Origin of the sequence: Photobacterium andalusiense (assembly GCF_900185625.1) — a bacterium.
In the GTDB taxonomy this organism is placed as follows: Bacteria; Pseudomonadota; Gammaproteobacteria; order Enterobacterales; family Vibrionaceae; genus Photobacterium; species Photobacterium aquimaris.
The window spans coordinates 1-23,071 of sequence record NZ_FYAJ01000004.1; the positions used below are offsets into that span (position 1 = coordinate 1).

Annotated in this window: 21 protein-coding genes; 7 read left to right on the forward strand and 14 right to left on the reverse strand. The window is 41.0% G+C overall.

Going from position 1 to position 23,071, the window contains the following annotated elements; translation table 11 throughout:
• From PAND9192_RS20910 to PAND9192_RS11005, 3 genes are all read right to left on the reverse strand, one after another.
• Nucleotides 1-250 (reverse strand): hypothetical protein (locus tag PAND9192_RS20910; RefSeq protein ID WP_234999116.1); only part of this gene is annotated, 250 nt, incomplete at its 3' end.
• Between the two features lie 1,020 nt (nt 251-1,270).
• Complete coding sequence (locus PAND9192_RS11000) at nt 1,271-2,134, reverse strand: TraB/GumN family protein (RefSeq protein ID WP_087853852.1); 864 nt, start codon at nt 2,132-2,134, stop codon at nt 1,271-1,273.
• A 190-nt stretch (nt 2,135-2,324) separates the two neighbouring features.
• A complete protein-coding gene (locus tag PAND9192_RS11005) occupies nt 2,325-5,219 on the reverse strand; it encodes a cation transporter (RefSeq protein ID WP_234999118.1) in 2,895 nt (964 codons plus the stop codon).
• A 104-nt stretch (nt 5,220-5,323) separates the two neighbouring features.
• On the opposite strand from PAND9192_RS11005, the gene cueR reads away from it, so the two are divergent.
• The gene (cueR, locus tag PAND9192_RS11010; RefSeq protein WP_159458244.1) at nt 5,324-5,716 is read left to right on the forward strand and encodes a Cu(I)-responsive transcriptional regulator; all 393 of its coding nucleotides are present in this window, start codon (nt 5,324-5,326) and stop codon (nt 5,714-5,716) included.
• Between the two features lie 37 nt (nt 5,717-5,753).
• On the opposite strand, the gene PAND9192_RS11015 is transcribed toward cueR, so the two are convergent.
• A complete protein-coding gene (locus PAND9192_RS11015) occupies nt 5,754-6,191 on the reverse strand; it encodes a hypothetical protein (protein ID WP_087853854.1) in 438 nt (145 codons plus the stop codon).
• The gene (locus tag PAND9192_RS11020) at nt 6,178-6,843 is read right to left on the reverse strand and encodes a winged helix-turn-helix domain-containing protein (RefSeq protein ID WP_087853855.1); all 666 of its coding nucleotides are present in this window, start codon (nt 6,841-6,843) and stop codon (nt 6,178-6,180) included. The genes PAND9192_RS11015 and PAND9192_RS11020 overlap by 14 nt, the downstream gene beginning before the upstream one ends.
• A gap of 714 nt (nt 6,844-7,557) precedes the next feature.
• On the opposite strand from PAND9192_RS11020, the gene PAND9192_RS11025 reads away from it, so the two are divergent.
• Nucleotides 7,558-8,592, forward strand: coding sequence for an OmpA family protein (locus PAND9192_RS11025; protein ID WP_087853856.1), 1,035 nt, complete (start codon nt 7,558-7,560; stop codon nt 8,590-8,592).
• Nucleotides 8,593-8,746: 154 nt separating this feature from the next.
• On the forward strand, nt 8,747-9,160 hold the full coding sequence (locus PAND9192_RS11030; RefSeq protein WP_234999120.1) for an META domain-containing protein: 414 nt from the start codon (nt 8,747-8,749) through the stop codon (nt 9,158-9,160).
• Between the two features lie 70 nt (nt 9,161-9,230).
• Here the strand turns inward: PAND9192_RS11030 and PAND9192_RS11035 are convergent, their stop codons facing one another.
• The 3 genes from PAND9192_RS11035 to PAND9192_RS11045 all read right to left on the reverse strand — a co-directional run bounded on the left by PAND9192_RS11035 (nt 9,231) and on the right by PAND9192_RS11045 (nt 11,956).
• A complete protein-coding gene (locus PAND9192_RS11035) occupies nt 9,231-10,085 on the reverse strand; it encodes a co-chaperone YbbN (protein WP_087853858.1) in 855 nt (284 codons plus the stop codon).
• Between the two features lie 432 nt (nt 10,086-10,517).
• Nucleotides 10,518-11,345 carry an SDR family oxidoreductase gene (locus PAND9192_RS11040; protein WP_087853859.1) on the reverse strand — a complete coding sequence of 276 codons (828 nt, stop codon included), beginning with the start codon at nt 11,343-11,345 and terminating at the stop codon, nt 10,518-10,520.
• Nucleotides 11,342-11,956 (reverse strand): arylesterase, encoded by a 615-nt coding sequence (locus PAND9192_RS11045; RefSeq protein WP_087853860.1) that lies wholly within the window; start codon nt 11,954-11,956, stop codon nt 11,342-11,344. Before PAND9192_RS11045 ends, PAND9192_RS11040 begins: the two co-directional genes overlap by 4 nt.
• Here PAND9192_RS11045 and PAND9192_RS11050 point away from each other — a divergent pair.
• Both PAND9192_RS11050 and PAND9192_RS11055 read left to right on the forward strand, forming a co-directional pair.
• Nucleotides 11,955-12,665: an ABC transporter ATP-binding protein gene (locus PAND9192_RS11050; protein ID WP_087853861.1), complete on the forward strand. Its 711-nt coding sequence runs from the start codon at nt 11,955-11,957 to the stop codon at nt 12,663-12,665. The two genes, PAND9192_RS11045 and PAND9192_RS11050, sit on opposite strands and share 2 nt — an antisense overlap.
• Nucleotides 12,658-15,165, forward strand: coding sequence for an ABC transporter permease (locus tag PAND9192_RS11055; RefSeq protein ID WP_087853862.1), 2,508 nt, complete (start codon nt 12,658-12,660; stop codon nt 15,163-15,165). The genes PAND9192_RS11050 and PAND9192_RS11055 overlap by 8 nt, the downstream gene beginning before the upstream one ends.
• A gap of 11 nt (nt 15,166-15,176) precedes the next feature.
• Here the strand turns inward: PAND9192_RS11055 and PAND9192_RS11060 are convergent, their stop codons facing one another.
• Nucleotides 15,177-16,079 (reverse strand): TIGR01777 family oxidoreductase, encoded by a 903-nt coding sequence (locus PAND9192_RS11060; protein ID WP_087853863.1) that lies wholly within the window; start codon nt 16,077-16,079, stop codon nt 15,177-15,179.
• Between the two features lie 235 nt (nt 16,080-16,314).
• Between PAND9192_RS11060 and yfcE the strand changes: the two genes are divergently transcribed.
• Nucleotides 16,315-16,863: a phosphodiesterase gene (gene yfcE, locus PAND9192_RS11065; RefSeq protein ID WP_087853864.1), complete on the forward strand. Its 549-nt coding sequence runs from the start codon at nt 16,315-16,317 to the stop codon at nt 16,861-16,863.
• 72 nt (nt 16,864-16,935) lie between these two features.
• Here yfcE and PAND9192_RS11070 read toward each other — a convergent pair whose 3' ends face one another.
• The 4 genes from PAND9192_RS11070 to PAND9192_RS11085 all read right to left on the reverse strand — a co-directional run bounded on the left by PAND9192_RS11070 (nt 16,936) and on the right by PAND9192_RS11085 (nt 21,627).
• Nucleotides 16,936-17,211 (reverse strand): Rdx family protein, encoded by a 276-nt coding sequence (locus tag PAND9192_RS11070; RefSeq protein ID WP_087853865.1) that lies wholly within the window; start codon nt 17,209-17,211, stop codon nt 16,936-16,938.
• Nucleotides 17,212-17,235: 24 nt separating this feature from the next.
• On the reverse strand, nt 17,236-17,997 hold the full coding sequence (locus PAND9192_RS11075) for a sulfite exporter TauE/SafE family protein (protein WP_087853866.1): 762 nt from the start codon (nt 17,995-17,997) through the stop codon (nt 17,236-17,238).
• A 130-nt stretch (nt 17,998-18,127) separates the two neighbouring features.
• On the reverse strand, nt 18,128-20,275 hold the full coding sequence (gene pta / locus PAND9192_RS11080; RefSeq protein WP_200817821.1) for a phosphate acetyltransferase: 2,148 nt from the start codon (nt 20,273-20,275) through the stop codon (nt 18,128-18,130).
• Nucleotides 20,276-20,430: 155 nt separating this feature from the next.
• Nucleotides 20,431-21,627, reverse strand: coding sequence for an acetate kinase (locus PAND9192_RS11085; protein WP_087853867.1), 1,197 nt, complete (start codon nt 21,625-21,627; stop codon nt 20,431-20,433).
• A 336-nt stretch (nt 21,628-21,963) separates the two neighbouring features.
• On the opposite strand from PAND9192_RS11085, the gene yfbV reads away from it, so the two are divergent.
• On the forward strand, nt 21,964-22,413 hold the full coding sequence (gene yfbV, locus PAND9192_RS11090; protein WP_045038210.1) for a terminus macrodomain insulation protein YfbV: 450 nt from the start codon (nt 21,964-21,966) through the stop codon (nt 22,411-22,413).
• Nucleotides 22,414-22,522: 109 nt separating this feature from the next.
• Here the strand turns inward: yfbV and PAND9192_RS11095 are convergent, their stop codons facing one another.
• Entirely contained in the window at nt 22,523-22,831 is a 309-nt protein-coding gene (locus tag PAND9192_RS11095) for a DUF6172 family protein (protein ID WP_060997389.1), read from the reverse strand.
• Nucleotides 22,832-23,071 lie beyond the last annotated feature (240 nt).

The following is a 23,071-nucleotide window of genomic DNA, read 5'->3' on the forward strand; positions in this document are numbered from 1 at the left end:
CGACCACTATTAAGAAACCTGAGTCGAAAGATTCAGGTTTTTTTTCGTTTGTATAAAATGAATCATAGCTTAGATCCACAGAGGGTCGGGGGTTCCCGATATTAGAACCTAGCTCTTCACCGACCACTATTAAGAAAACCGTATCGAAAGATTCAGGTTTTTTTTCGTTTGTATAAAATGAATCATAGCTTAGATCCACAGAGGGTCGGGGGTTCCCGATATTAGAACCTAGCTCTTCACCGACCACCATTAAGAAAACCGTATCGAAAGATACGGTTTTTTTTCATCTGTCGAAAATGGGTGAATAGTACAGTTCGGTAGCGCATCTCTGGGTTTAGAGAAAAGAGTGGACCAGAGGGGCGGGGGTTCCCGATATTAGAACCTAGCTCTTCACCGACCACTATTAAGAAAACCGTATCGAAAGATACGGTTTTTTTTCATCTGTCGAAAATGGGTGAATAGTACAGTTCGGTAGCGCATCTCTGGGTTTAGAGAAAAGAGTGGACCAGAGGGGCGGGGGTTCCCGATATTAGAACCTAGCTCTTCACCGACCACTATTAAGAAAACCGTATCGAAAGATACGGTTTTTTTTCATCTGTCGAAAATGGGTGAATAGTACAGTTCGGTAGCGCATCTCTGGGTTTAGAGAAAAGAGTGGACCAGAGGGGCGGGGGTTCCCGATATTAGAACCTAGCTCTTCACCGACCACTATTAAGAAAACCGTATCGAAAGATACGGTTTTTTTTCATCTGTCGAAAATGGGTGAATAGTACAGTTCGGTAGCGCATCTCTGGGTTTAGAGAAAAGAGTGGACCAGAGGGGCGGGGGTTCCCGATATTAGAACCTAGCTCTTCACCGACCACTATTAAGAAACCTGAGTCGAAAGATTCAGGTTTTTTTTCATCTGTTGAAAATGGGTGAATAGTACAGTTTGGTAGCGCATCTCTGGGTTTAGAGAAAAGAGTGGACCAGAGGGTCGGGGGTTCCCGATATTAGAATCTAGCTCTTCACCGACCACTATTAAGGAAACCGTATCGAAAGATGCGGTTTTTTTTCATCTGTTGAAAATGGGTGAATAGTACAGTTCGATAGCGCATCTCTGGGTTTAGAGAAAAGAGTGGACCAGAGGGTCGGGGGTTCCCGATATTAAAACCTAGCTCTTCACCGACCACTATTAAGAAAACCTGAGTCGAAAGATTCAGGTTTTTTCGTCTGTCGAATATAGGTTAATAGCGCAGTTTGGTAGCGCATCGTTGATATGAGGTTTGCCTTAATCACAATCAGCGGTTGTGCCAAAGGTGATCTTCTCAACGCTAAAGCCCTGCTGTTTCATTAAATTCGGCAATCCTTGTTCACCAATTAAATGAAATGCGCCGACTACCACCATAAACTTACCTGATTGATAAGTAGGATCTTTTACTAAGGTCTCTGCCCAGCGCTGATTACGGTTAAAAATTAAGGCATCATCAGTGGTGGGATCAAATTGGCTTTCTTGAAACAGTTGTTCAAGCTTATTACCATCGCCGTGTTGCCAAACTTTAACTAAGCAACGCAATGATGATTGAGTTTTATGCCATTCATTGATCGTTTCTAGCAACATAGGAGTGCCATTTTCTGGTAGCGTTTCAAGCATATTAAATTGCTGGCTAACACTTTCCAATTCGAGGATTGGTAATTGTTGCTGCTGAGCTCGTTGCAACAATACATAGTCGATACCATAATCTGATTTTAGTTCGAGTTTATCAGCAAGAGCGAGCTGAAGAGTAACAGCTGTTAACCAAGGTGGCTGTTGAAGTAGCTGTTCAAATGAAATGTTGAGTGTAGTAGTGATCTTTTGTAGCTGTTTGAGTTCCGTCGCTGAGAGTGCTTGTTGAGTAAAAGGTGGCTTAATCGTTGGAGCTACCTGTGATTGTTGTAAAATATTAGCTTCAACAACCAATGCATCTGCGTGTTGCCATTGCTCAAGAAATATAGCAGGCAACGGAAACATAGCTTCTTTTCCGGCATGAATAGAACCTAAAACATAAAACTCACGTTGTTGGTCATAAATTTTCCATACAATCGGTGTTGCAAGTGCCGATTGGGAAATAAAAGGCAGGAGTAATAATGCTTTTGACAAAAGAGATTTGAACATAAGTTACCGCTGATTAAGTAGGATAGTTAAGTTATAACAAATATTTGAGCTAAGGAGATCAAAAAAGGCTACCGAAGTAGCCTTAATATGATTGCTGAAAGACGATTATTTAGGGTTACGAATACTTGGATGAAGCCAGAACCACCATACAATAAATCCAATTGCAGCAGCACCTAATAAAAAGCACATATTATTTCTCCTGATGTGATTGGCTTGGCTTGAATAAACGTAATCGGTTAGCGTTACTAACGACAGTGATTGATGATAGCGCCATCGCTGCACCAGCAATCACAGGGCTAAGCAATGTTCCTGTGAGCGGGAATAACACGCCAGCTGCAATTGGAATACCTAATGTATTGTAAATAAAGGCACCAAATAAGTTTTCTTTGATATTGCGTAGCGTTGCTTTTGATAATTCCAAGGCATCCGCTACCCCATGTAGTGAGTGACGCATTAGAGTAAATTGGGCACTTTCAATAGCAACATCAGTACCACTTCCCATCGCGATTCCCACTTCAGCTAATGCAAGGGCTGGTGCGTCATTGATACCGTCACCGACCATAGCTACTCGCTTACCTTGTTGTTGTAATAAGGTAATTTGAGCCGCTTTGCCATCAGGCAATACATCGGCAACTACATCTGAAATACCGAGCTTAGCAGCAATAACGTGGGCAGTTTTAATGCTGTCACCAGTGAGCATTACCACATTAAGCCCCATATTTTGCATACGTTTAACGGCAGACAATGAATCATCACGCAGTGGATCACTGATACCAATGATCCCTGCTAAAATACCATTTTGAGCAAGGTAAACCGGTGTTGCACCTTGGCTGGCAATGAAGTCAAAGTCAGCTTCAGCGTGAGAAATATTAATTTCATTTTGAAGCATGAATTTAGTATTACCGAGTAACAATTGCTGTTGTTCTATGGTGCCTGATACACCTAATCCGGCATATGCATTAAAGTTGTTGTGCGAGTAAAGCGCAAGTTGTTGTTGGTGTGCTGATTCAACAATGGCATTTGCTAATGGGTGCTCTGATCCTTGTTCTAAGCTGGCAGCTAATTGAATCAATTGTTCACGAGTTAATGCATTATAAATTTTATAATCAACAACTTGTGGTTTACCTTCAGTTAAGGTACCCGTTTTATCTAATACCACAGTATCAATACTAGCCGCTTGTTGCATAGCTTCTGCATCTTTAATTAAAATGCCTAATTCTGCTGCACGTCCAACGCCAACGGTTACGGACATTGGTGTTGCTAGGCCTAATGCACATGGACAAGCAATGATCAGTACCGTGGTCGCTGCAACAAGCATATACACCGATGCTGGTTGTGGACCAAAATAATACCAAGCCATGGCCGTCAATATGGCAATGATCATCACACTGGGTACGAAAATACTTGAGATGGTATCCGCTAAGCGTGCTAGGGCTGGCTTACTACTTTGTGCTTGGCGTACCAATTGAATAATACGTGCAAGCATAGTGTCACTGCCAATATGCTCTGCTTTAAATAATAGGCTGCCTTGCTGGTTAATGGTGCCTGCACGAACATGATCACCTGTTTTTTTATGCACAGCCAAAGGTTCACCTGTAAGCATTGATTCATCAATATAGCTATTACCATCAATAACATAACCATCAACAGCCACTTTAGCTCCTGGCTTTAAACGTAACGTCATGCCAGCAATAACTTCGCTCAATGGGCGCTCAATGTCTTGTCCATTTTCAACCACAATCGCAGTTTGAGGTTGAAGATCGATCAAACGCTCTAAGGCTTTTGAGGTTCGGCTACGTGCGCGTGCTTCTAGTGCATGACCAAGAGTAATTAAACCAATAATCATTGCAGAAGCTTCAAAGTACACGTGGCGAGCAGCAATTGGAAACATCGTTGGTGCAATAACCACAGCCATTGAAAATAGCCATGCCGCACCAGTACCTAAGGCTACCAGTGTATCCATGGTGGCACGATGATGACGGAAAGCCTTCCAACTATTGATATAAAAATCTTTACCAGCAGTTACCAATAACGCCAAGGTAATTAAACCAACAATTCCCCAGCTTATTTGACTGGCTGTGGAATCAATGATCATACTACCGCCAAAGATCCCCCAAGCCATCATTGGAACCCCTAAGCCGAGTGCAATCATGGCATTACGCATATGAGTTTTTACAGTTTGCTGGTTTTGTTGCTGTTGACGAAGACGACGACTTTGATCATCTTCACTTTGTTCTGCACCATAACCCGCTTGTTCTATTGCCGTAATAATCGCCTGTGGTGATGCTTGTCCATAAATTAAGGCAGTACGCTCAGCAAGGTTAACATTGACACTGTCAACGCCGTCTACGGTCTTTATTGCTTTCTCTACTGATGCTACGCAACTCGCGCACGTTAGCCCTGATAATAATAATTGGGTTGCTTCACCTTGAGCTGGGGCTGTAATTTCTGGTTCTGGTTCTGGTACGAGATCTTGGTCAATTAATGTTTTTGGCTGAGATTGTGTTATCGCGATTGCTTGATAACCGGCGCTGGTTACGAGTGCGATAATCTCACTAGCAGTTAATGATGTAATAACACTGAGGTTATTCTTATCAATAGTAATAATCTTAATATTGTCTTGAGTTAATACCGTGGTTAATTTCGCGACACACTTTCCGCATGATAAGCCAGTTAAACTGAATTCATAGCTGTGTTGTTGTGAGTTAGTGACAACCTGATAGCCAAGTTTAACTATAAGATCAGTTAGTGCTTGCTCACTTATCGAGCCAGATACATCTGCAAGCTGCTTGCTAATATTAAAATGTGCAATATCATGACGTTCTGTTAGTGCCTGTTCAATTTTAGCAACACAGCGTCCACAGGATAAGCCACTTAGTGGTAATTGGTAATGATAGCCAACTTGGTAGCCTAATGCTGTCACAGCATCAAAGAGAGGGCTTAAAGGGGTATCATTGGTTATGGTTAACTGCTCAGTATTGATATCAATAATTTGGGTTTGAGGAAGTAGGCTTATAGCATCACGAATTTTATTAACGCAACGCATACAGCGTACATTGGCAAGGGGAAGAGTAACAGTATTCATGTGCTCGCCTTTAATGCTTAAATGAAATAATAGTTCTAGCATAATCCTTCCAGTAACTATAATGTCAAGGCTATTTTTTAATACAGTAGAGTAAATAAGTGATGATGAGTATCAGCGATGTTGCAAAACAAACCGGATTAACGGCCAAAACGATCCGTTTTTATGAAAGCAAAGGGGTGATAAGTGCCGCGCCGCGAGGAGTGAATGGTTATCGTTATTACAATGCGGAGCATATTGCGGAGTTATTACTTATAAAGCGTTCTCGAATGATTGGATTTTCTTTAGATGAGTGTCAGCAATTACTGGCATTATCAACTAATCCAGATCGTCAAAGTCGTGATGTTAAACAAAAAGCGCAACAAAAATTAATAGAGATAGATCATAAAATAGAAGAGCTAAAACAAATTAAATTAACCTTATCTGCGTTGACTGAGCAATGTCCAGGCGATAAGAATGCGCCATGTCCAATTATTGATAGCTTAACTAAAAAAGGCTAAATAATCATTTAAAGTAGATTATTTAGCCACGTGTTAGTTAGTGACCACTATCGGTCATTGATAAGGTGCCATCATAAGAAATAACACGTAATTGCTTTGTTGGAGATGAATTGTAGCTAATCATGGTATTTTTATCTAATCGCTTGAGATTAAATTGATGCCAAAAACTTTCGTGGGTCCAATTGAGACTTTCAATAGCGGCATCAGTGATTTTTTTAGTGTGATCTTCTGTATCAACCACTAATACAGCAGCATTACCAAAGGCATAAAAATACAGTCCCTTTAAGACAGTATAACCATTGTCTTTTTTAGGATTTGGGTAATCAATGAGTGTATATTGGCCAAACTTGCAACTACCAAACTGTTCATGGTTGGGCGTTACGTACTTATAGTTAAAATCACACCCCATACCATTAATAACGGGGTATAGCATTAAAACTAATAATGCTATGACGACGTATTTAAATTTTTTCATACATTTTTCCATTGGTGTCAATGTAAACCGTGCTTTTACCGCTCAAGTTTTGTGGTAGTTTTTGTAAGTTGAGCAACTCAATGTTACCACAAATTTTTTGAGCATTAACGGTAACGCAAGGTGGAGACTGCCAGCTGCTAGCCCATAACATCACCCAAGCAAACATCGCTGTTAAGCAAATTCCATAGCCAATTTTCGCCATTGTTGGGAGTGAGTGGGCTGTTGATGTATGTTTAGTCTTCTTCGCATCAGTACCAACGGTATTGCTATCACCATTATGATCAGTTAGTTGTAATTGTTCTGGGTTATGTTGTTCATTATCGATCACAACTTCGGGTTGAAATTGTTGTTGGATAAAGGTGTTATTGGCAATCGTAAATCCTGCCCCTTTAATTGTGATGATAATTTCATTCTTGCTTTTAAATGCTTTGCGTAAATTAGCAATAGCAACATTTAATGAGTTAGGAACCACTACTTTATCTGGCCAACCAATTTCAAGTAGTTTTTCTCGACTAATAATTTCGCCACTGTTATCGATTAAAAATTGGAGGATTTTTGTTTCGCTAGCACTGAGTTTTGTGGTTGCTTCCTGATTAGTATAAGCACTCTTTTGCGGCTCAAAAACATCCTTACCGTATTTATATATGATCATGGCGTTAACTACCTATCTTAGTATCTGTTTTACGCAATACGTTCTTATATGACGACTGCTTTTTTTATTGTTATTGCTTTCAGTATCGAAGCATCCGGGTGTTTATAGCGATATAAAAGACGCACTTTTTTAGTAGACATAAAAAGAGTAACAAGGGAGTTACTGCCGTTATTGCTACTCTAAAAAAGTTCATTACCCATCTCGATCCTTTATTTTCAAAGCAAATGCTAACAAAAAAAAAGATTTATGGAAGAGATGATAAAGGATAATTACCAGCTCAAAAGGCTGGATATGATTATTTATCACATTATGTGTAGTATAAAAAAGTATGTTTTTCACATTTTTTTTTAGGCATTGTTGATAAAGGTGTTAGTTTGTATCCTTCTGTTATCATGGTGAAAATATAAAATTCCGTGATGGTTTTATGTTTTTTTATATGAATATAATCATTAAAAAAAACTGTTTTTTTTATTTATCTAAATTTTTTCTGAAAGATTTATTTTTCAGAAGCCATTTTTTTGACGCGTGTGAAAAAACGCCAATTAATTGTGAACATCATTTTTTATTATTTGCCTTAATGCTAACACAGTCACAAAATAAGTAGGTTCCTGACAAAGACTGTCCTGCGATACACACTTAGAAAAATAGATAGTACGCACTTATACGGGCAGACAATTAGAAAAGTTTTAAAGTATTTAACCAATGGAGTTAAACATGAAATTGAAATCTCTATCTCTAGCTGTAGTAGCAGCTTTATCTCTAGGCGTTGCTACATCTGCAATGGCTGCTGATGCGCCTGCAACAGCAACGGCTACAAATAACACTGCACTAACTCAATCAGCAGCAACTGGTCACTGGTACGCTGGTCAAGGCCACGGCTTCTGGGTTGGTGGTGCACTAGGTATGGGCTATGTTGGTAGCGCAGACTCTCAAATGTTTGGTGGTCAAACTAATGCTCCTAGCGCTAAGCTAGACGCTGGTTACGACTTCAACCAATACGTTGGTGTTTACGGTAGCTACGACTTCATGTACAACCTAGGTAATTCAAACCTAAACCTAGCAACTGTTGGTGTTAAAGGTAACCTACCTCTTACACAAAAGTTATCTGCATTTGCTAAAGTTGGTGCAACTTACATCTACGCAGATGATAAGAACTTCGCTGACAATGCATTCCACATGAAGTCTGATAGCTTCTCTGCAACTGGTGGTCTAGGTCTTTCTTACCAAATCACTAACGCACTATCTACTCAAATTGGTGCTGATTACTACCAAAACCTACGTACTTCACACGGTCACGCTGATCTAACTCAAGCGTACTGGGGTATGACATACAAGTTTGGTCAACCAGCTACACCAGTAGTTGTTACTAACAACGTTGAAGTAGTTAAAGAAGTTGCTGTAGAAGCACAAGTACCAACACGTTCTTCTTACGTTCTTCCATACCAAAATGGTGAAACTAAGCTAAACGCTTACGGTCGTTACAACCTAGGTGAGATTGCTGCAACTATGCAAGCTAACCCAGCAGTTAACGCTCAAATCATCGGTCGTACCGATAGCGTTGGCGGCCAAGCAATCAACGATAAAGTTTCTGCTGAGCGTGCAGCAAACGTTGCTAGCTTCCTAGAAGCAAACGGTATTAGCGCAACTCGCTTAACTGTTTCTCACGTTGCTAACACAAACCCAATCAAAACTAATAAAGCAGACAGCACTAACTACGTGCAGCGTTCAGTACAAATCATCCTTAAGTAATTAAGACGATTGTATTAACTGTCTAGTTTTAAACTAGTTTAAATTTTAATGCCGATGAGAGATCATCGGCATTATTTTATTCGATTGTTATCTCAATAGCCTGTTTAGATCTGACGAAAGCAAACTATTGAGATTAAGATTGAGTCATAGAGCAATGATGAAAAAAAGTAAGTTTTGTTTATTAATATTATTAGCAATTTCATTAACGGGTTGTTTTTCTAATCAGCAATTAAAGAAATCAACACAACTGGTTGGTGAATGGACACTTAAAGGTGGCGTTTGTATTCCTGGTGTGACTAAGCACAAACCCAAATTAGATATTAATGCTGATATGAAGGTTTCTGGCTTTACCGGTTGTAATCAATTTAAAGGGCGTTTAATTGCCGCTGATGGCAGTTTTACTTTACCGAGTGTTACCCGTAGAATTTGTTTACCAGAGCTTGTGACTCAAGAAGAAAACATGCTGAACGTACTGCGTAGCGCAACCAGTATTGAAGTGATTAATAATACTTTAGTCGTTGATTCTGGTAATAAATTTTTAGTGTTTGAAAAAACCAATGCTAGTTAATTTTAAGATTAGATAAATGAAAAAAGGCCCGTTAGCATGATGCTGACGGGCCTTTTTTTATTGGATTAAACTAATATAACAATGAATATAGTTGACGACGGTAATTGGCTGCAATTGGATTACCTTGGCCTAATGTGGCTAAAATATCCATCATGGCTTTTTTAGCACTGCCGTCAGCAAAATTAAGATCGCGACGAAGCACCTCAAGTAATAGCGCTAATGCTTCTTCATTGCGATTAACTTGACTGTATTGAACAGCAAGCTCAAAAGCAACATTGGCATCGCTAGGGTTAGTCGCAAATTTTTGTTCTAATTGTTGAATCTCTGGTGAATTACCCGCTTGTTTATGTAATTCCAGTTTAGCAACCAGTCCTTTATATTGAGCATCCTGATCTTGCATTGGAATGGTGTCGAGAATTAATTCCGCTTCATCAAATAATCCAGCAGCTATTAAACATTCGGCAATAGCTAGCTCAATGGTGCTATTTTTAGGGAATTTTTGCGCCAGTTGACGAAGTAGTGCAAGTGCTTGATTGTAATCTTCACTTGCGACTAATGCTAATGCATGTTGTAGCTGAAGTTCTTCAGGTGATGGTAAGTGACGATTTAGCATTTCACGTAAACTTTGTTCAGTTTGTGGACCGGCAGAACCATCAACAGGCTGACCTCCTTTAAATAAAGCGACGGTCGGTAAACCACGAACTCCAAACTGAGAGGCAACCATTTGTTGAGTTTCACAGTTGACTGTAGCAAGCGTAAATTGGCCTTGATATTCACGAGCAATTTTTTCAAGGGTCGCATTTACTTCAAGCGTTTCTGGCATTGAAGGGGCCCAGAAACTGATTGCCACAGGTGTCTGCATCGATTGATCGATGATCTGCTGAAGATTTTGTTCGTTTAATTCAAGCGCGACATTTTGATACATGTGCTGATATCCGTTGGCTATTTGAAAGGCTATAACAAATATATGGGGATGAATCGAGACGAATCAAGAAAACAGCACTAAATGACACTAATTATTAAAAGTCAGCATAATAGCGAGTGTGATACAGACACAGATAATATTAATTTGGCGCAACGACATACTACACCTCAGATAAGAAAATTTACGATGATATGAGTCTTTTGACTTAAGACTACTGTAGCGTTTTATTGTGACACTAATGTGACGTTATTATAGTTTTTATACAGGAGAGGGGATTATTTAGATTTAAAGGCTATTTGTTTAACTTTAAGTATTGTTATCAGGATGATATGACGATATTTATTTTTTAGTTGTTGTTTTTATCACCATTTTAAAGATGTAAAGGTGATTAATATGACCATAATAAATGCTGTTATTATGGCCTATATTTAACTAATTACTCTTTATTAGTAGTTTATCTAACCATTTTGTTGGCAATATGCGACGTAGAAAGCCAAAGATATGTGTAGGCTGGGTTACGTAATAACGTGCTTTTGGCTGCTTACTGTGAATTATAGCTAACAGCTGCTTAAATACCGCCTCTGGCCCTAAAGTAAACTTGTTATTGGGATTAGCCGCCCCTAATCTATCCAATGTTTGTTGATAAGGCTGTTGATGGCGAGAATGATTAATATCAATATATTGTTCAAATTTATGCTTAGCATTATGCCGAAAATTGCTGTCAATCGGACCGGGTTCTATTAATGCAACTTTTATTGGTGTATTTGCTAATTCTAATCGCAACGTATCAGTATACCCCTCAAGAGCAAATTTACTGGCGTTATACGCACCACGATACTTCATTGCTACTAACCCTAAAACTGAACTGTTTTGAATAATTTTACCGTGACCTTGTTGTAGCATTAATGGGATCACAGCACGAGTAAGTTGATGCCAGCCAAAAAAGTTGGTTTCAAATTGCGCGCGTAATGCCTCGGTGGGCAAATCTTCTAATGCGCCTGGTTGGCCGTAAGCGGCATTGTTAAACAGCATATCTAAGTGACCATCAGCGAAGACTAACGCTTGTTTTAAGCCGCGATCAATAGATTCAGAACAACTAAGATCAAGTTGAATACACTTAATACCTTGGTTATTTAATCGTTCTACATCACGTAAATGGCGACAACTGGCGATGACGTTATAACCGAGCTTATTGAGTTCTGCTGCACAGTAATAACCTATACCAGAACTACAGCCGGTAATTAAAATAGATTGTGTCACTGGATGGTTTCCTTGTTGAGATAAGGGCTAAGTTGCTGAGCCATAAATTGAGCGATCAACGGTTGTGCTTGTGCTGTTGGGTGAAGTCCATCTTTCATCATCAATTGAGGCTGAACAATGATCTCAATAAGGAAAAAAGGCAATAGCGGCACATTCAATGATTGACTCAATGTAGGGTAGGTATTACGAAACAATTCGTTATAGCGTTTGCCATAGTTCGGTGGAATTTCTATTTGCATTAATAATGGCTGTGATCCCATTTCTTTAATTAAAGTGATCATCTGGGTTAAATTATTGCGTAGTATTTTAGGATGAAATCCACGTAAACCATCATTAGCACCTAATTCGATTAAGACAATGTCGGGTTGATATTGCGCCAGCAGCTGGGGAAGGCGTGCTAAGCCATTACCGCTGGTGTCACCTGAAATGCTGGCATTGATAACCGTTGTTGGTTGAGATTGTTGGGCTAATATTTGAGGAAGAAGACTGGGCCAACTTTTATTGGCAGGCATTTGATAACCCGCACTTAAACTATCGCCCAGCACTAATAGTGTTTGACTCGATGCTGTCGATGCAAATAACAGCATTACTAATGAAAGGATTCGTATCATGTCAGTCTCCGTAATAAAAGCTCACTCTGTTTTCAAACAGGTTACGACAGCCTTGTCGCCAATGACTATTTTGCAGGATGTTTCGCTTGAGGTCGAGCAAGGCGAGTCAATTGCATTAGTGGGAGTATCAGGCGCAGGAAAATCGACCTTAATGACCTTATTGGCTGGATTAGATGTGCCAACAAGCGGTGAGATTGAATTATTAGGCCATAACCTGACAAATCTAAACGATGAGCAACGGGCACAATTACGCAGTGAATCGATTGGATTTGTGTTTCAAAATTTCTTGTTATTACCGACCTTAAATGCGTTAGAAAATGTCACCTTACCATGCTTAATTCAGAACAACGATATTGATATTGAACGCGGTAAGCATCTACTTAGCATGGTGGGGTTACAAGGACGTGAAACCCATTTACCAAGCCAATTATCTGGTGGTGAGCAACAACGGGTCGCATTAGCACGGGCGTTTATGATCAAACCTAAAATTCTGTTTGCAGATGAGCCGACGGGTAATTTAGATCAGCAAACAGCAACGATGATTATTGAGTTATTGTTTGAGCTTAATCGAAATAGTGGCACTACGTTAGTATTAGTCACTCATGATGATGCCTTAGCGGCTCGTTGTGATCGCGTAATGCGGTTAGATAATGGGGTGCTAAAGACGGAAGGCCACCGACAACCAATCAAGGAAGAGCATCATGGCTAATATTGCTGTTATCAGTCATAAAACCATTTTTATGCTACGTTGGGCATGGCGTGAGATTCGACAAGGGCAATTATGGTTGGTCACTCTTGCGTTGAGCTTAATTATTGGCTGTGTGTTTGCGTTATCGGCATTAGTAACTCGTGTTGAGGCGATCATTGTCGATCAGGGCCGATCCGCACTTGCCGCGGATCGGGTGCTGGTTTCTTCACAGCCGGTTGATCTGGCGCAGCTTAAGATTCCAGCAACAGATTCGGTGAAAATATCACAGCAAACTCGTTTTGGGACGATGGTATTTAGTGATAACGGTATGCAGTTGGTAAGTGTTAAAGCGGTCGATGCTCTTTTTCCATTACGTGGTGAATTAGGTTTACAAGGATCTGATACCAGCACGTTAAAACAGCATCTACAGCCGCAGCAATTATGGCTTGCTGAACGGTTATTTTCACTGTTGGACGTCAATATTGGCGATATGTTAATGGTTGGCGATACCGAACTAAAAATTAGTGGCCGTATTACTCAAGATCCTGAATTATCGTTTAATCCTTTTAGTCAAATGCCGACGGTGTTTATTCATCAACAAGATATTGATGCGGTCGGGGGAGTGCAACCAGGTAGTAGAATCAGTTATCGCTATTACTTCTCAGGTTCAAATACAGCTTTGGATGATATTCGTCAGCAATTAACCTTAACCCCAAGCCAGCGCTGGTTGACGGAAAATGATGCTGGGCGTAGTGGTGATTTTATTGAGCGGGCACGGCAGTATTTATCACTAACGTTAGTGCTAGTGGTATTGATGGCTGCTGCAACATTAGTGCTCACCTGCCAACATTATGCCGTTACTCGTAAAACGGCGGTGGCGATGATGAAAAGCCTCGGTGCTTCAAGGTCTTTTTTATGGCGCTGGTTATTAACCCAAATTAGTTTAGTGTTTGTGGTCGCGATTATTATTGGTTTAACACTTGGATTTGGGCTTGAATGGCTACTGCGTTATCCACTGCAAAATCTATTACCACATGATTTACCGTCAATGGGATTTGCCCCGATGGTGATCAGCTTATTATTGGCATTATTAATTGCATTGCCTGCACTGGGAATTCCATTATCACGCTTAGTACAAACGGCATCCATTAATTCAGTCCAAGCCTCAACACCAGCATCGATGCCAAATCGTTTGTCTTGGCTATTACTCTCTTTTCCGGTGTTGGCAACAATAGTATGGATTGGCAGCAATCAGTTTGTCTGGTTAACCTTGTTAGGCATGGCTGTACTATTAATAGTATTGGCGTTAGTCGGTGTGGCAGCGATTGCTTTATTACAAAAAATACAACTCGGTGCTGCTTATCGTTTGGCACTAAGCCGTGTTAATCGCAGTAAAACCAAAACTGCGACGCAGCTGGTGGCATTAACCTGTTCATTAATGTTATTGGCAGTGATTGGCTTATTACGAAATGAGTTACTGGCTGATTGGCAACATACGCTTCCAGCTGATGCTCCCAATGTGTTTGCACTCAATATTGCCCCTGAGCAACAACAAAGTTATTTAGCTGATTTAGATAAAGCGCAGTTAACCCGTTCGCAAAGCTATCCAGTAACCCGTGGGCGGTTAGTGGCAATTAATGATCAACGTTTTTACACGCCATCAAATTCAACCGCAATAGATCAAAGCGCCGATAATACTGAGATAAGTAACGAGCTAAATCGAAACGCGGATGATGACAGTGTCGATCCTGCCTTAAAACGTGAGCTTAACTTTACGTGGGCAACAACACTGCCAACTCATAATGTCGTGACTAAAGGGCAATGGGGTAAAGCGGAAGGTGTCTCGGTTGAATCTGGCATTGCCAAACGGTTGAGTATTAATCTCGGTGACAAGTTAGCATTTACTGTGGGTGGACGAGAATTTAACGCTACTGTGAACAGTATTCGCGATGTTGAATGGCGTAATATGAAGCCTAATTTTTACTTTATTTTCACACCAGATGTGTTGCAGTCATTCCCCGCAACAGGACTTGTCAGTTTTCGAGTTGGCGAGCAGCAAAATGCATTACTCAATACCTTAGCCAGCCAATATCCCACCGTGACAGTGCTTGATTTACGCATGATGGCGACCCGTATTCAAGGCCTGCTAGCACAAGTCAGTTGGTCGTTAACGGTATTGGCAGGATTGGGGGTGGTCAGTGGTTTATTGCTGATCATGACCTTATTACGCTTGAGTATTTCCGAGCGCCAAACTGAAATTCAGTTATACCGCACTTTAGGTGCAAGCCGTAAACGCATTGCTGCCACTCTATGGTTTGAGTACGGCATTATTGCGCTATTGGCTGGTATTATTGCAGCTGTTGGCGCTGAATTTGTGGTTGGTCTGCTGGTGGTGAAAGGCTTTGAACTGCCGTTTAGCTTACACCCATTAATGTGGTTAGGCTTACCAGTGCTGGCTATTGGGTTGGTGTATTTAGTGTCACGATCACAGATCAAGAAGTTGTTGTTGCCGTTGCGGTGATAGAGAAAAACTCAATCACCCAACGTCTGCTTTAACGCTTGCTCAATACAAGGGAAAGTAAAGTTAAACCCTGCTGCTTGTAACTTATTTGGCAATGCGCGCTGACCATCTAGCAATAGCTGTGATGACTCTCCAAGGGCGAATTTTAATACCCAAGCAGGGGTAAATAACAGGTGTGGACGATGTAAAGTGGCGGCAAGAGTAGTACTGAAAACACGATTAGTAACAGGGTTAGGAGCGGTGAAATTATACGGGCCTTGAGTCTCATTGTGATTGATTAAAAATAAAATTCCTCGCACCATGTCTTGTAGTTGGATCCACGGAAAATATTGTTGACCATCACCAATAGGTCCCCCTAAACCGAATTGGTAAGGCAGTAACATTTTTGCCAGCGCGCCTCCTTGTTTAGCAAGCACGATCCCAGTTCTTAATAGACATACACGGGTTTGATCTGATTGTGCTTCAAGAGCGATTTGCTCCCAGCGGTAACAGACCTGTTGGGAGAAATCAGTGTTATTGGGTTCAATAATAAACGTTTCATCAATCGTACGATCGTGTTGATCGCCATAAATTCCCACGGCTGAGCCACTGATAAAGGTATGTGGTGGAGTGTCACTGGCTTGAATTTTATCGACTAATTGTTGAGTAATGTTCCAGCGACTGTCTTCAATGATTCGCTTTTGTTGCTCGCTCCAGCGTTTATCCATAATCGGTTCGCCAGCAAGATTAATAACCACATCAAATTGATTTAGATTAGGCAGCGATTGTAATGAATCAAGTGCATTAATATGATGACCTAATAATTGATAAGCGCGAGTAGGATCACGGCTAATAATTGTAATTTCATCATGATTTAAATGAGGGAGTAATGCTTTTCCTATCAGCCCCGTTGCGCCTGTTACTAAGATCTTCATGTGGTTACTCCCTCGCAGTGTTCGGTTTTACTATCTTAAATCAACTGATGTTGTTAGCAAGTTAGTGGCGAGATAAATATCAGCAATTATTGTTATCTCACAGTATAAGTGATGCCAATGATAGTCGTTGTCTCTCTATGGTGCTTGATTTCGGTGACGTTACAACAATAGTATTTTTATTGTCGCTCACGTAGACTAAAGCGATATATTTTTGATGTTGTAGCTGAGTTTAGTAATGAAATTATTTTTTGCATCTGATATTCACGGTAGTTTAGCAAGTGCTCAAAAAGCAATTGCAGCCTTTGAACAAAGTGGCGCTAAGTATCTTATTTTACTTGGCGATATTCTTAATCATGGTCCACGCAATGCGTTACCTGAAGTATATGATCCAATTAAAGTCGCTGAATTATTAAATAAGTATGCTGATCGTATCACCGCGGTGCGAGGTAATTGCGACAGCGAAGTCGATCAGATGTTGTTAAATTTTCCAATGATGGCTGACTATAACTTAGTGATGTTAGCCGATGGTCGACGATTATTTTTAACTCACGGTCATATTTATAATGCCGATAAACACCCTCAATTAATGGCGGGTGATGTAATTGTAGCGGGACATACCCATATTCCGGTTGCAGAGCTGAAAGGGGATTATTATGTGTTTAATCCAGGCTCTGTGGCTATTCCTCGTAATGGTTTAGCGGCAAGCTACGGTTTATTAGATGATAATCAATTATCTGTGATTAGTTTTGAGGGTGAGGTGTTGGCGCAAACAGTGCTTAACTAACATCTTAGCTAATTAATAAAAAAGCGCATGTTTGAGTTATCAAGCATGCGCTTTTTTTGTAAAAGGATGGGGTTATCTATCGATATGACCTAAGTCTCTTTCAGGATCAATCACATCACGAATGCGTTGTTTAAGCTGTTTAGCATCAGGAAAACCACCGTCTTGTTTACGTTCCCAAATTAAGTGATTGTTGCAATGAATTTCAAACCGTCCGCCAGTATCAGGATGAAGACTGATAGTTTTAATTTCTTCACTGAAACTATGTAAGAGCTCTTGAGTCATCCATGTTGCTCGCAGCATCCAATTACACTGACGACAATAATAGATATCAATAGTGGCTGTGTTCATGTGTATTCCTGTTGATGCTGAAGATTAAAGATCGAGTAACAGTTTAAAGCCAATCACAAAGGTTAAGCTTTCAAAACAACGTTTAATTAATTGATTACTGCGTTGATGGGCAAGGTGAGCACCAAGGTAGCCACCCAATAATGAGCCGACCAATAATACTGGCAGCCATGGCCAATAAATGGTCGCACCTGCCTGATAAATAGCAACAGCACCAATTGCATTCCAGCATAAGCCAACACTAACGAGGGTTATTGCAACCGCTTGTTTGTAATCGCAACCAAACCAACGCACCAGAAATAAAGTTACAAATAAACCGCTGCCAGCAGTGAGAGATCCGTTAATTATACCGATAATAAATAAACTCACTGCACCAACGATAAAGCCAAATGGATTACGGTGCTGCGGGGCTGAAATTTGGCCGAGTTCTTTAGTGGTGACGGAATAAATACCAAGGCTAATAATTAATGCGCCTAATGCAGCTTCGGCAAATTTAACTGGAATTAACAAAATTAGATTGGCACCAAGAATGACACCAACAGTGCCGACGATGATCACATATAGCGTTAGTTTCCATGCCAAAGTGCCATTACGAAGATGTTTTATTGTCGCACCTATGCCTAAGGCGACACTGGCTATTTTATGGGTTGCAAGGGCAATACTAAAGGGGAGGCCGAGAAAGATAAGCAGCGGAAATTGGATCAGTCCTGCGCCACCACCAGAAAGTGAGGCCAGTGTATTTGAAATTAACGAGCCAATAAAAAGCCCTAATGTATTGAGCGCATCCATGCTATGTGGTTGTCCTTAACCATAACTAGACTTTTAGCATAAAGGCTTAAATCAACTGTTGCCAGTAATAAAAAACGCCCCAGCACAAAATTTTCGTGCTGGGGCGTTAGAACGGCTTTTAAGTAATGAATTACTTAGCGTTAGCTTGTTCAGCCTGAATCGCAGTTAGTGCAACTGTGTAAACGATATCGTCTACTAGTGCGCCACGAGAAAGGTCGTTAACTGGCTTACGCATGCCCTGAAGCATTGGACCGATAGATACTAGATCTGCAGAACGCTGTACTGCTTTGTAGGTTGTGTTACCAGTGTTTAGGTCTGGGAATACAAATACAGTTGCTTTACCTGCTACTGGAGAGTTAGGTGCTTTAGAAGCAGCTACGTTTTCCATGATTGCAGCATCGTACTGTAGAGGACCGTCAATGATAAGATCTGGACGTTTCTCTTGAGCAAGTTTAGTTGCTTCACGTACTTTATCTACGTCTGCGCCTTTACCAGAAGTACCAGTAGAGTAAGAGATCATAGCTACACGTGGTTCGATACCAAATGCTTTTGCAGAATCTGCAGATTGGATAGCGATTTCAGCAAGTTGCTCAGCTGTTGGATCTGGGTTGATCGCACAGTCACCGTAAACCAATACTTGGTCAGGTAGTAGCATGAAGAATACAGAAGATACAATAGATGCATCTGGTGCAGTCTTGATGATCTGGAACGGAGGAACGATAGTGTTTGCTGTAGTGTGAACTGCACCAGATACTAGACCGTCAACTTCGTTGTTCTCAAGCATCATTGTGCCTAGGAATACTGAATCTTGTAGCTTCTCACGCGCAACAACGTCAGTCATGCCTTTCGCGCCACGTAGTTCAACTAAACGAGCCACGTAGTTTTCACGTACTTCATCAGAGTTGATGATAGTTACGCCAGCACCTAGAACCACACCTTGCTGCTCAGCAACACGACGGATTTCTTCAGGGTTACCTAGAAGCACACATTCAGCGATACCGCGCTCAGCACAGATAGCCGCAGCTTTAACTGTACGTGGCTCATCACCTTCAGGAAGAACGATACGCTTAGCTGCTTTACGAGCAAGTTCAGTTAACTGGTAACGGAATGCTGGTGGGCTTAGACGACGCTCACGAGTTGAACCTTCAGATAGAGACTCAATCCAGTTACCATCGATGTGGCTTGCCATGTATTCGTTAACTAGCTCTACACGCTCTTTATCGTCTGCAGGAACTTCTAAAGTGAAGCTCTGTAGATTTAGTGATGTCTGCCAAGTGTTACCTTGTGCAGTCATTACTGGAAGACCAGTAGCGAATGCGCGCTCACATAGATCCATAACAGGTTTAGGTAGGTCGTAACCACCAGTTAGTAGAAGAGCGCCTAGCTCAACGCCGTTCATCGCAGCAAGACATGCAGCAACGATAACGTCTGGACGGTCAGCTGATGTTACTAGTAGTGAACCTGGACGGAAGTGCTCAACCATATTTGGAATAGAGCGTGCACAGAAAGTGATGCTCTTAATACGACGAGTTTCTAGATCACCAGTATTGATAATTTCAGCGTTTAGGTGCTGAGCAATATCTGTTGCACGAGTAGCGATTAGCTCTGCGCTCCAAGGTGCACAACCAAGTACACGGATAGGGCTAGAGTTGAACACTTGCATGATTTCAACATTTGAAGGCACAGTACCTTCAACGTCATCAAAGATCTCAGAAAGATCTGGACGAGTACGGCCTTCAGCATCAACAGGTGCGTTAAGTTTGTTAACAATAACACCAGAGATTTGCTTGTTCTTAATACCGCCGAAGTTAGAACATGCTACTTCGATACGCTCTTTAAGTTGCGCTGGGTTATCAGTACCAGGAGATACAACAAATACGATTTCTGCATCTAATGTTTTTGCAATTTCGTAGTTGATCTGGTTAGCAAATGGGTGCTTACGTGTTGGTACAAGACCTTCAATAAGTGCCACTTCAGCATTTGCTGTTGCTGCTTTAAAGCGTGCAACGATATCTTCAAGTAGAACGTCAGTTTTGTCGTTACGGATCAGTTCTTCTGCGCTTGCCATTGAGAATGGGTCAGCCAACTCCATTGTGCTATTGGCACGAATGATAGTCGTTGTTAGATCTGGTTGATCGCCACCGTGACGTGGTTGAGCGATAGGTTTGAAGAAAGAAACACGAACGCCTTTGCGCTCCATTGCACGAAGTACACCAAGGCTAACGCTTGTTAGACCAACACCAGCGCCAACTGGGATAAGCATAATAGTACGAGACACTATAGATTCCTTTGACTATTGAATCGATACAGCACTGTTCAATAACAATTCGACTTTAGCGACTAAAGCAGAATAATCATAGAGCAGCACCACAGTAAAAGATGGTACTAAAAAAACGGCTGACTAAAAGGTCAGCCGTTTCAATAATCGTAAGATTAGATCTCAGCTAGAAGCGCTGTATCTTCTGCGATTACTAATTCTTCGTTAGTTGAAACAACCATTGCAGGAATGCGGCTGTTTGCAGTAGTGATAACACCTTCGCCGCCGAAACGTGCTTTAAGGTTTGCTTCGTTATCTACTTCGATACCGAAGATAGCTAAACGGTTAAGAACCATCTCACGGATTGGTGCAGAGTTTTCACCGATACCACCAGTGAATACGATTGCATCAAGACGGCCTTCCATTGCTGCTGTGTAGCTTGCAACATACTTAGCTAGACGGTGACAGAATACGTCCATTGCACGTGTAGCTTCTTCTTTAGCGCCGTAGTTTTCTTCAACGAAACGACAATCAGAAGTCACGCCAGTAAGACCTAGTAGGCCAGACTCTTTAGTGAACATAGTGTTGATTTCAGCAACGCTCATACCTAGACGGTCGTGTAGGTGGAACATAACAGCTGGGTCAAGGTCACCACAACGTGTGCCCATTACTAGACCTTCAAGAGGAGTAAGACCCATAGAGATATCTACAGACTTACCGCCTTTGATTGCACATACAGATGCGCCGTTACCTAGGTGACAGTTGATGATGTTTAGTTCATCAAGAGGCTTGTCTAGTAGTACCGCTGTTTCACGAGCGATGAAACGGTGAGAAGTACCGTGTGCGCCGTAACGACGGATACCGTTTTCTTTGTATAGACGGTAAGGAATTGCGTATAAGAAAGCTTCTTCAGGCATAGTCTGGTGGAAAGCTGTATCAAATACTGCAACGTTCTTTAAGCCAGCAAAGTTGTGCTTAGCAGCTTCGATACCGATAACGTGTGCAGGGTTGTGTAGTGGTGCGAAATCAGACGCATCTACGATACCTTGAAGAACAACGTCATCAATTAGTGCTGATGCAGAGAACTGCTCGCCACCGTGTACGATACGGTGACCGATAGCGCCTAGGTTCTCTTTTAGTTCTGGCTTAGAAGCAAGAATAGTATCAACCATGAATGCTAGAGCTTCTTCGTGAGCAGCGCCGTCACCTAGTTGAGCTTCGTGCTTGCCATCAAGTTTCCACTTGATACGAGCTTCAGGAAGACCTAGACATTCTGCTAGACCTGAAAGATGTTCTTCACCAGATACTGGATCAATGATGGCGAACTTAAGAGATGAACTACCGCAGTTTAGAACTAAAACCAGCTTAGACATGAGAGTGACTACCTATAATCTGTCTGAAAGTTGATATTCATGTTTGAATAAAAAAGTACCCCTAGAATAGACGAATTATAATTCATCGTCCTTCTAGAGGAGAAAATCACGCTCTTTCCTGAGAAATAGAATTGAGTTACCTCTAATTCTGGGTCATCCTTGACAGAGCCTAGCTTGCAGTTAAGGTCATTAACGGCAACAATTACATCTAGGCTCGCCTAGAATAACCGATTGTTACGCAATATAACAAAAAGATTTTTAGAAATTTTTAATTTGAATCAAGTTTGTTGTGTGTTTTTTTTAAATGTTATAATTTTTTTTGATGAGTGGTGCATTATGGCTCAACATACAATGTGGAAACACTTTCAGAATGGTCAGCATTACATGACAACATGGCCAATGCGCAAAGAGTTAGCGGCTGTTTTCCCTGAGCATCGGTATATTAAGGCCACCCAATTTGCAACCAAAGTGATGCCGGCAGTTGCCGCTATCAGTATTTTGACTCAAATGGCATTTCATAATTATGATGCGATGCCACAAGCGATTGCGATTGCGTTATTAGCGATATCAATGCCATTACAAGGGTTATGGTGGTTAGGTAAGCGCAGTCAAACGACATTGCCACCATCGTTAGCGAAGTGGTATAGCGAAATTTATCAAAAGATTGTCAGTGAAGGCCACGCGATGCAGCCGAAAAAGTCTCAGCCGCGCTATCAAGAATTGGCAGATGTATTAAATCGTGCATTTAAGCAATTGGATAGACATGCATTAGATCGTTGGTTTTAATCGATTTTAATGGTGTTTATAACCATATTTGATGTAATAAAAAAGAGTCGTAAATACGACTCTTTTTTTGTTTGGTTGTTATCGCGCATTACATAATGGCTAAGAGCGATTATTCTTCGTCGAAATCAAAATCTGGACGCTGTGCACGTGTTGCAGGCTTTGCCAGAATTTCTAAGTATAATGACGGTAATTCTAGCTTTTCAGCTTCATCAATGTACTTGTTGATTTCTTTTACGTGAATAACTTTTGCTTCTTGCTCGGTATGACCAAACTTGCAATCAAAATCCCAAAAATCAGTACCAGCAGGTAATGTTTTGTTACGCTCACGGCGAATGTATTTCTTCACATCGTGTTTAACTGATTCTACAACACGAGCAGGTGCTTTTTTGGGATGAGTTAAAGCAAATGTTTTTTTCATTGTTTTCCTAATTAATTTGGCTCAAAGAAAAGAGCTCTAGCTTTATTTTACTGTAAATTGTCGTGGGTAGCGATGGGGTAAGGCTGAAATTCGTGCGATAAAAAAAAATTCATTAATTGAGAACTTTTTTGCAACTAATTTTAATGATGGCGGTCTTATCTATAACTGGATAATAAAATTGTTTGAAAACGTAATAATAATGCCATGCTATAACCGTATTATAGTACCTATTGCACTATT

Excerpts from the sequence above, each read along its gene's own strand:
- PAND9192_RS11085 (WP_087853867.1), bottom strand. The coding sequence starts at position 21,627 with ATGTCTAAGCTGGTTTTAGTTCTAAACTGCGGTAGTTCATCTCTTAAG.
- PAND9192_RS11045 (WP_087853860.1), bottom strand. The coding sequence starts at position 11,956 with ATGATACGAATCCTTTCATTAGTAATGCTGTTATTTGCATCGACAGCA.
- PAND9192_RS11030 (WP_234999120.1), top strand. The coding sequence starts at position 8,747 with ATGATGAAAAAAAGTAAGTTTTGTTTATTAATATTATTAGCAATTTCA.
- PAND9192_RS11015 (WP_087853854.1), bottom strand. The coding sequence starts at position 6,191 with ATGAAAAAATTTAAATACGTCGTCATAGCATTATTAGTTTTAATGCTA.
- PAND9192_RS11020 (WP_087853855.1), bottom strand. The coding sequence starts at position 6,843 with ATGATCATATATAAATACGGTAAGGATGTTTTTGAGCCGCAAAAGAGT.
- yfbV (WP_045038210.1), top strand. The coding sequence starts at position 21,964 with ATGGCTCAACATACAATGTGGAAACACTTTCAGAATGGTCAGCATTAC.
- PAND9192_RS11000 (WP_087853852.1), bottom strand. The coding sequence starts at position 2,134 with ATGTTCAAATCTCTTTTGTCAAAAGCATTATTACTCCTGCCTTTTATT.
- PAND9192_RS11095 (WP_060997389.1), bottom strand. The coding sequence starts at position 22,831 with ATGAAAAAAACATTTGCTTTAACTCATCCCAAAAAAGCACCTGCTCGT.
- PAND9192_RS11055 (WP_087853862.1), top strand. The coding sequence starts at position 12,658 with ATGGCTAATATTGCTGTTATCAGTCATAAAACCATTTTTATGCTACGT.
- yfcE (WP_087853864.1), top strand. The coding sequence starts at position 16,315 with ATGAAATTATTTTTTGCATCTGATATTCACGGTAGTTTAGCAAGTGCT.
- cueR (WP_159458244.1), top strand. The coding sequence starts at position 5,324 with ATGAGTATCAGCGATGTTGCAAAACAAACCGGATTAACGGCCAAAACG.
- PAND9192_RS11075 (WP_087853866.1), bottom strand. The coding sequence starts at position 17,997 with ATGGATGCGCTCAATACATTAGGGCTTTTTATTGGCTCGTTAATTTCA.
- PAND9192_RS11025 (WP_087853856.1), top strand. The coding sequence starts at position 7,558 with ATGAAATTGAAATCTCTATCTCTAGCTGTAGTAGCAGCTTTATCTCTA.
- PAND9192_RS11035 (WP_087853858.1), bottom strand. The coding sequence starts at position 10,085 with ATGTATCAAAATGTCGCGCTTGAATTAAACGAACAAAATCTTCAGCAG.
- PAND9192_RS11050 (WP_087853861.1), top strand. The coding sequence starts at position 11,955 with ATGTCAGTCTCCGTAATAAAAGCTCACTCTGTTTTCAAACAGGTTACG.
- PAND9192_RS11070 (WP_087853865.1), bottom strand. The coding sequence starts at position 17,211 with ATGAACACAGCCACTATTGATATCTATTATTGTCGTCAGTGTAATTGG.
- PAND9192_RS11060 (WP_087853863.1), bottom strand. The coding sequence starts at position 16,079 with ATGAAGATCTTAGTAACAGGCGCAACGGGGCTGATAGGAAAAGCATTA.
- PAND9192_RS11005 (WP_234999118.1), bottom strand. The coding sequence starts at position 5,219 with ATGAATACTGTTACTCTTCCCCTTGCCAATGTACGCTGTATGCGTTGC.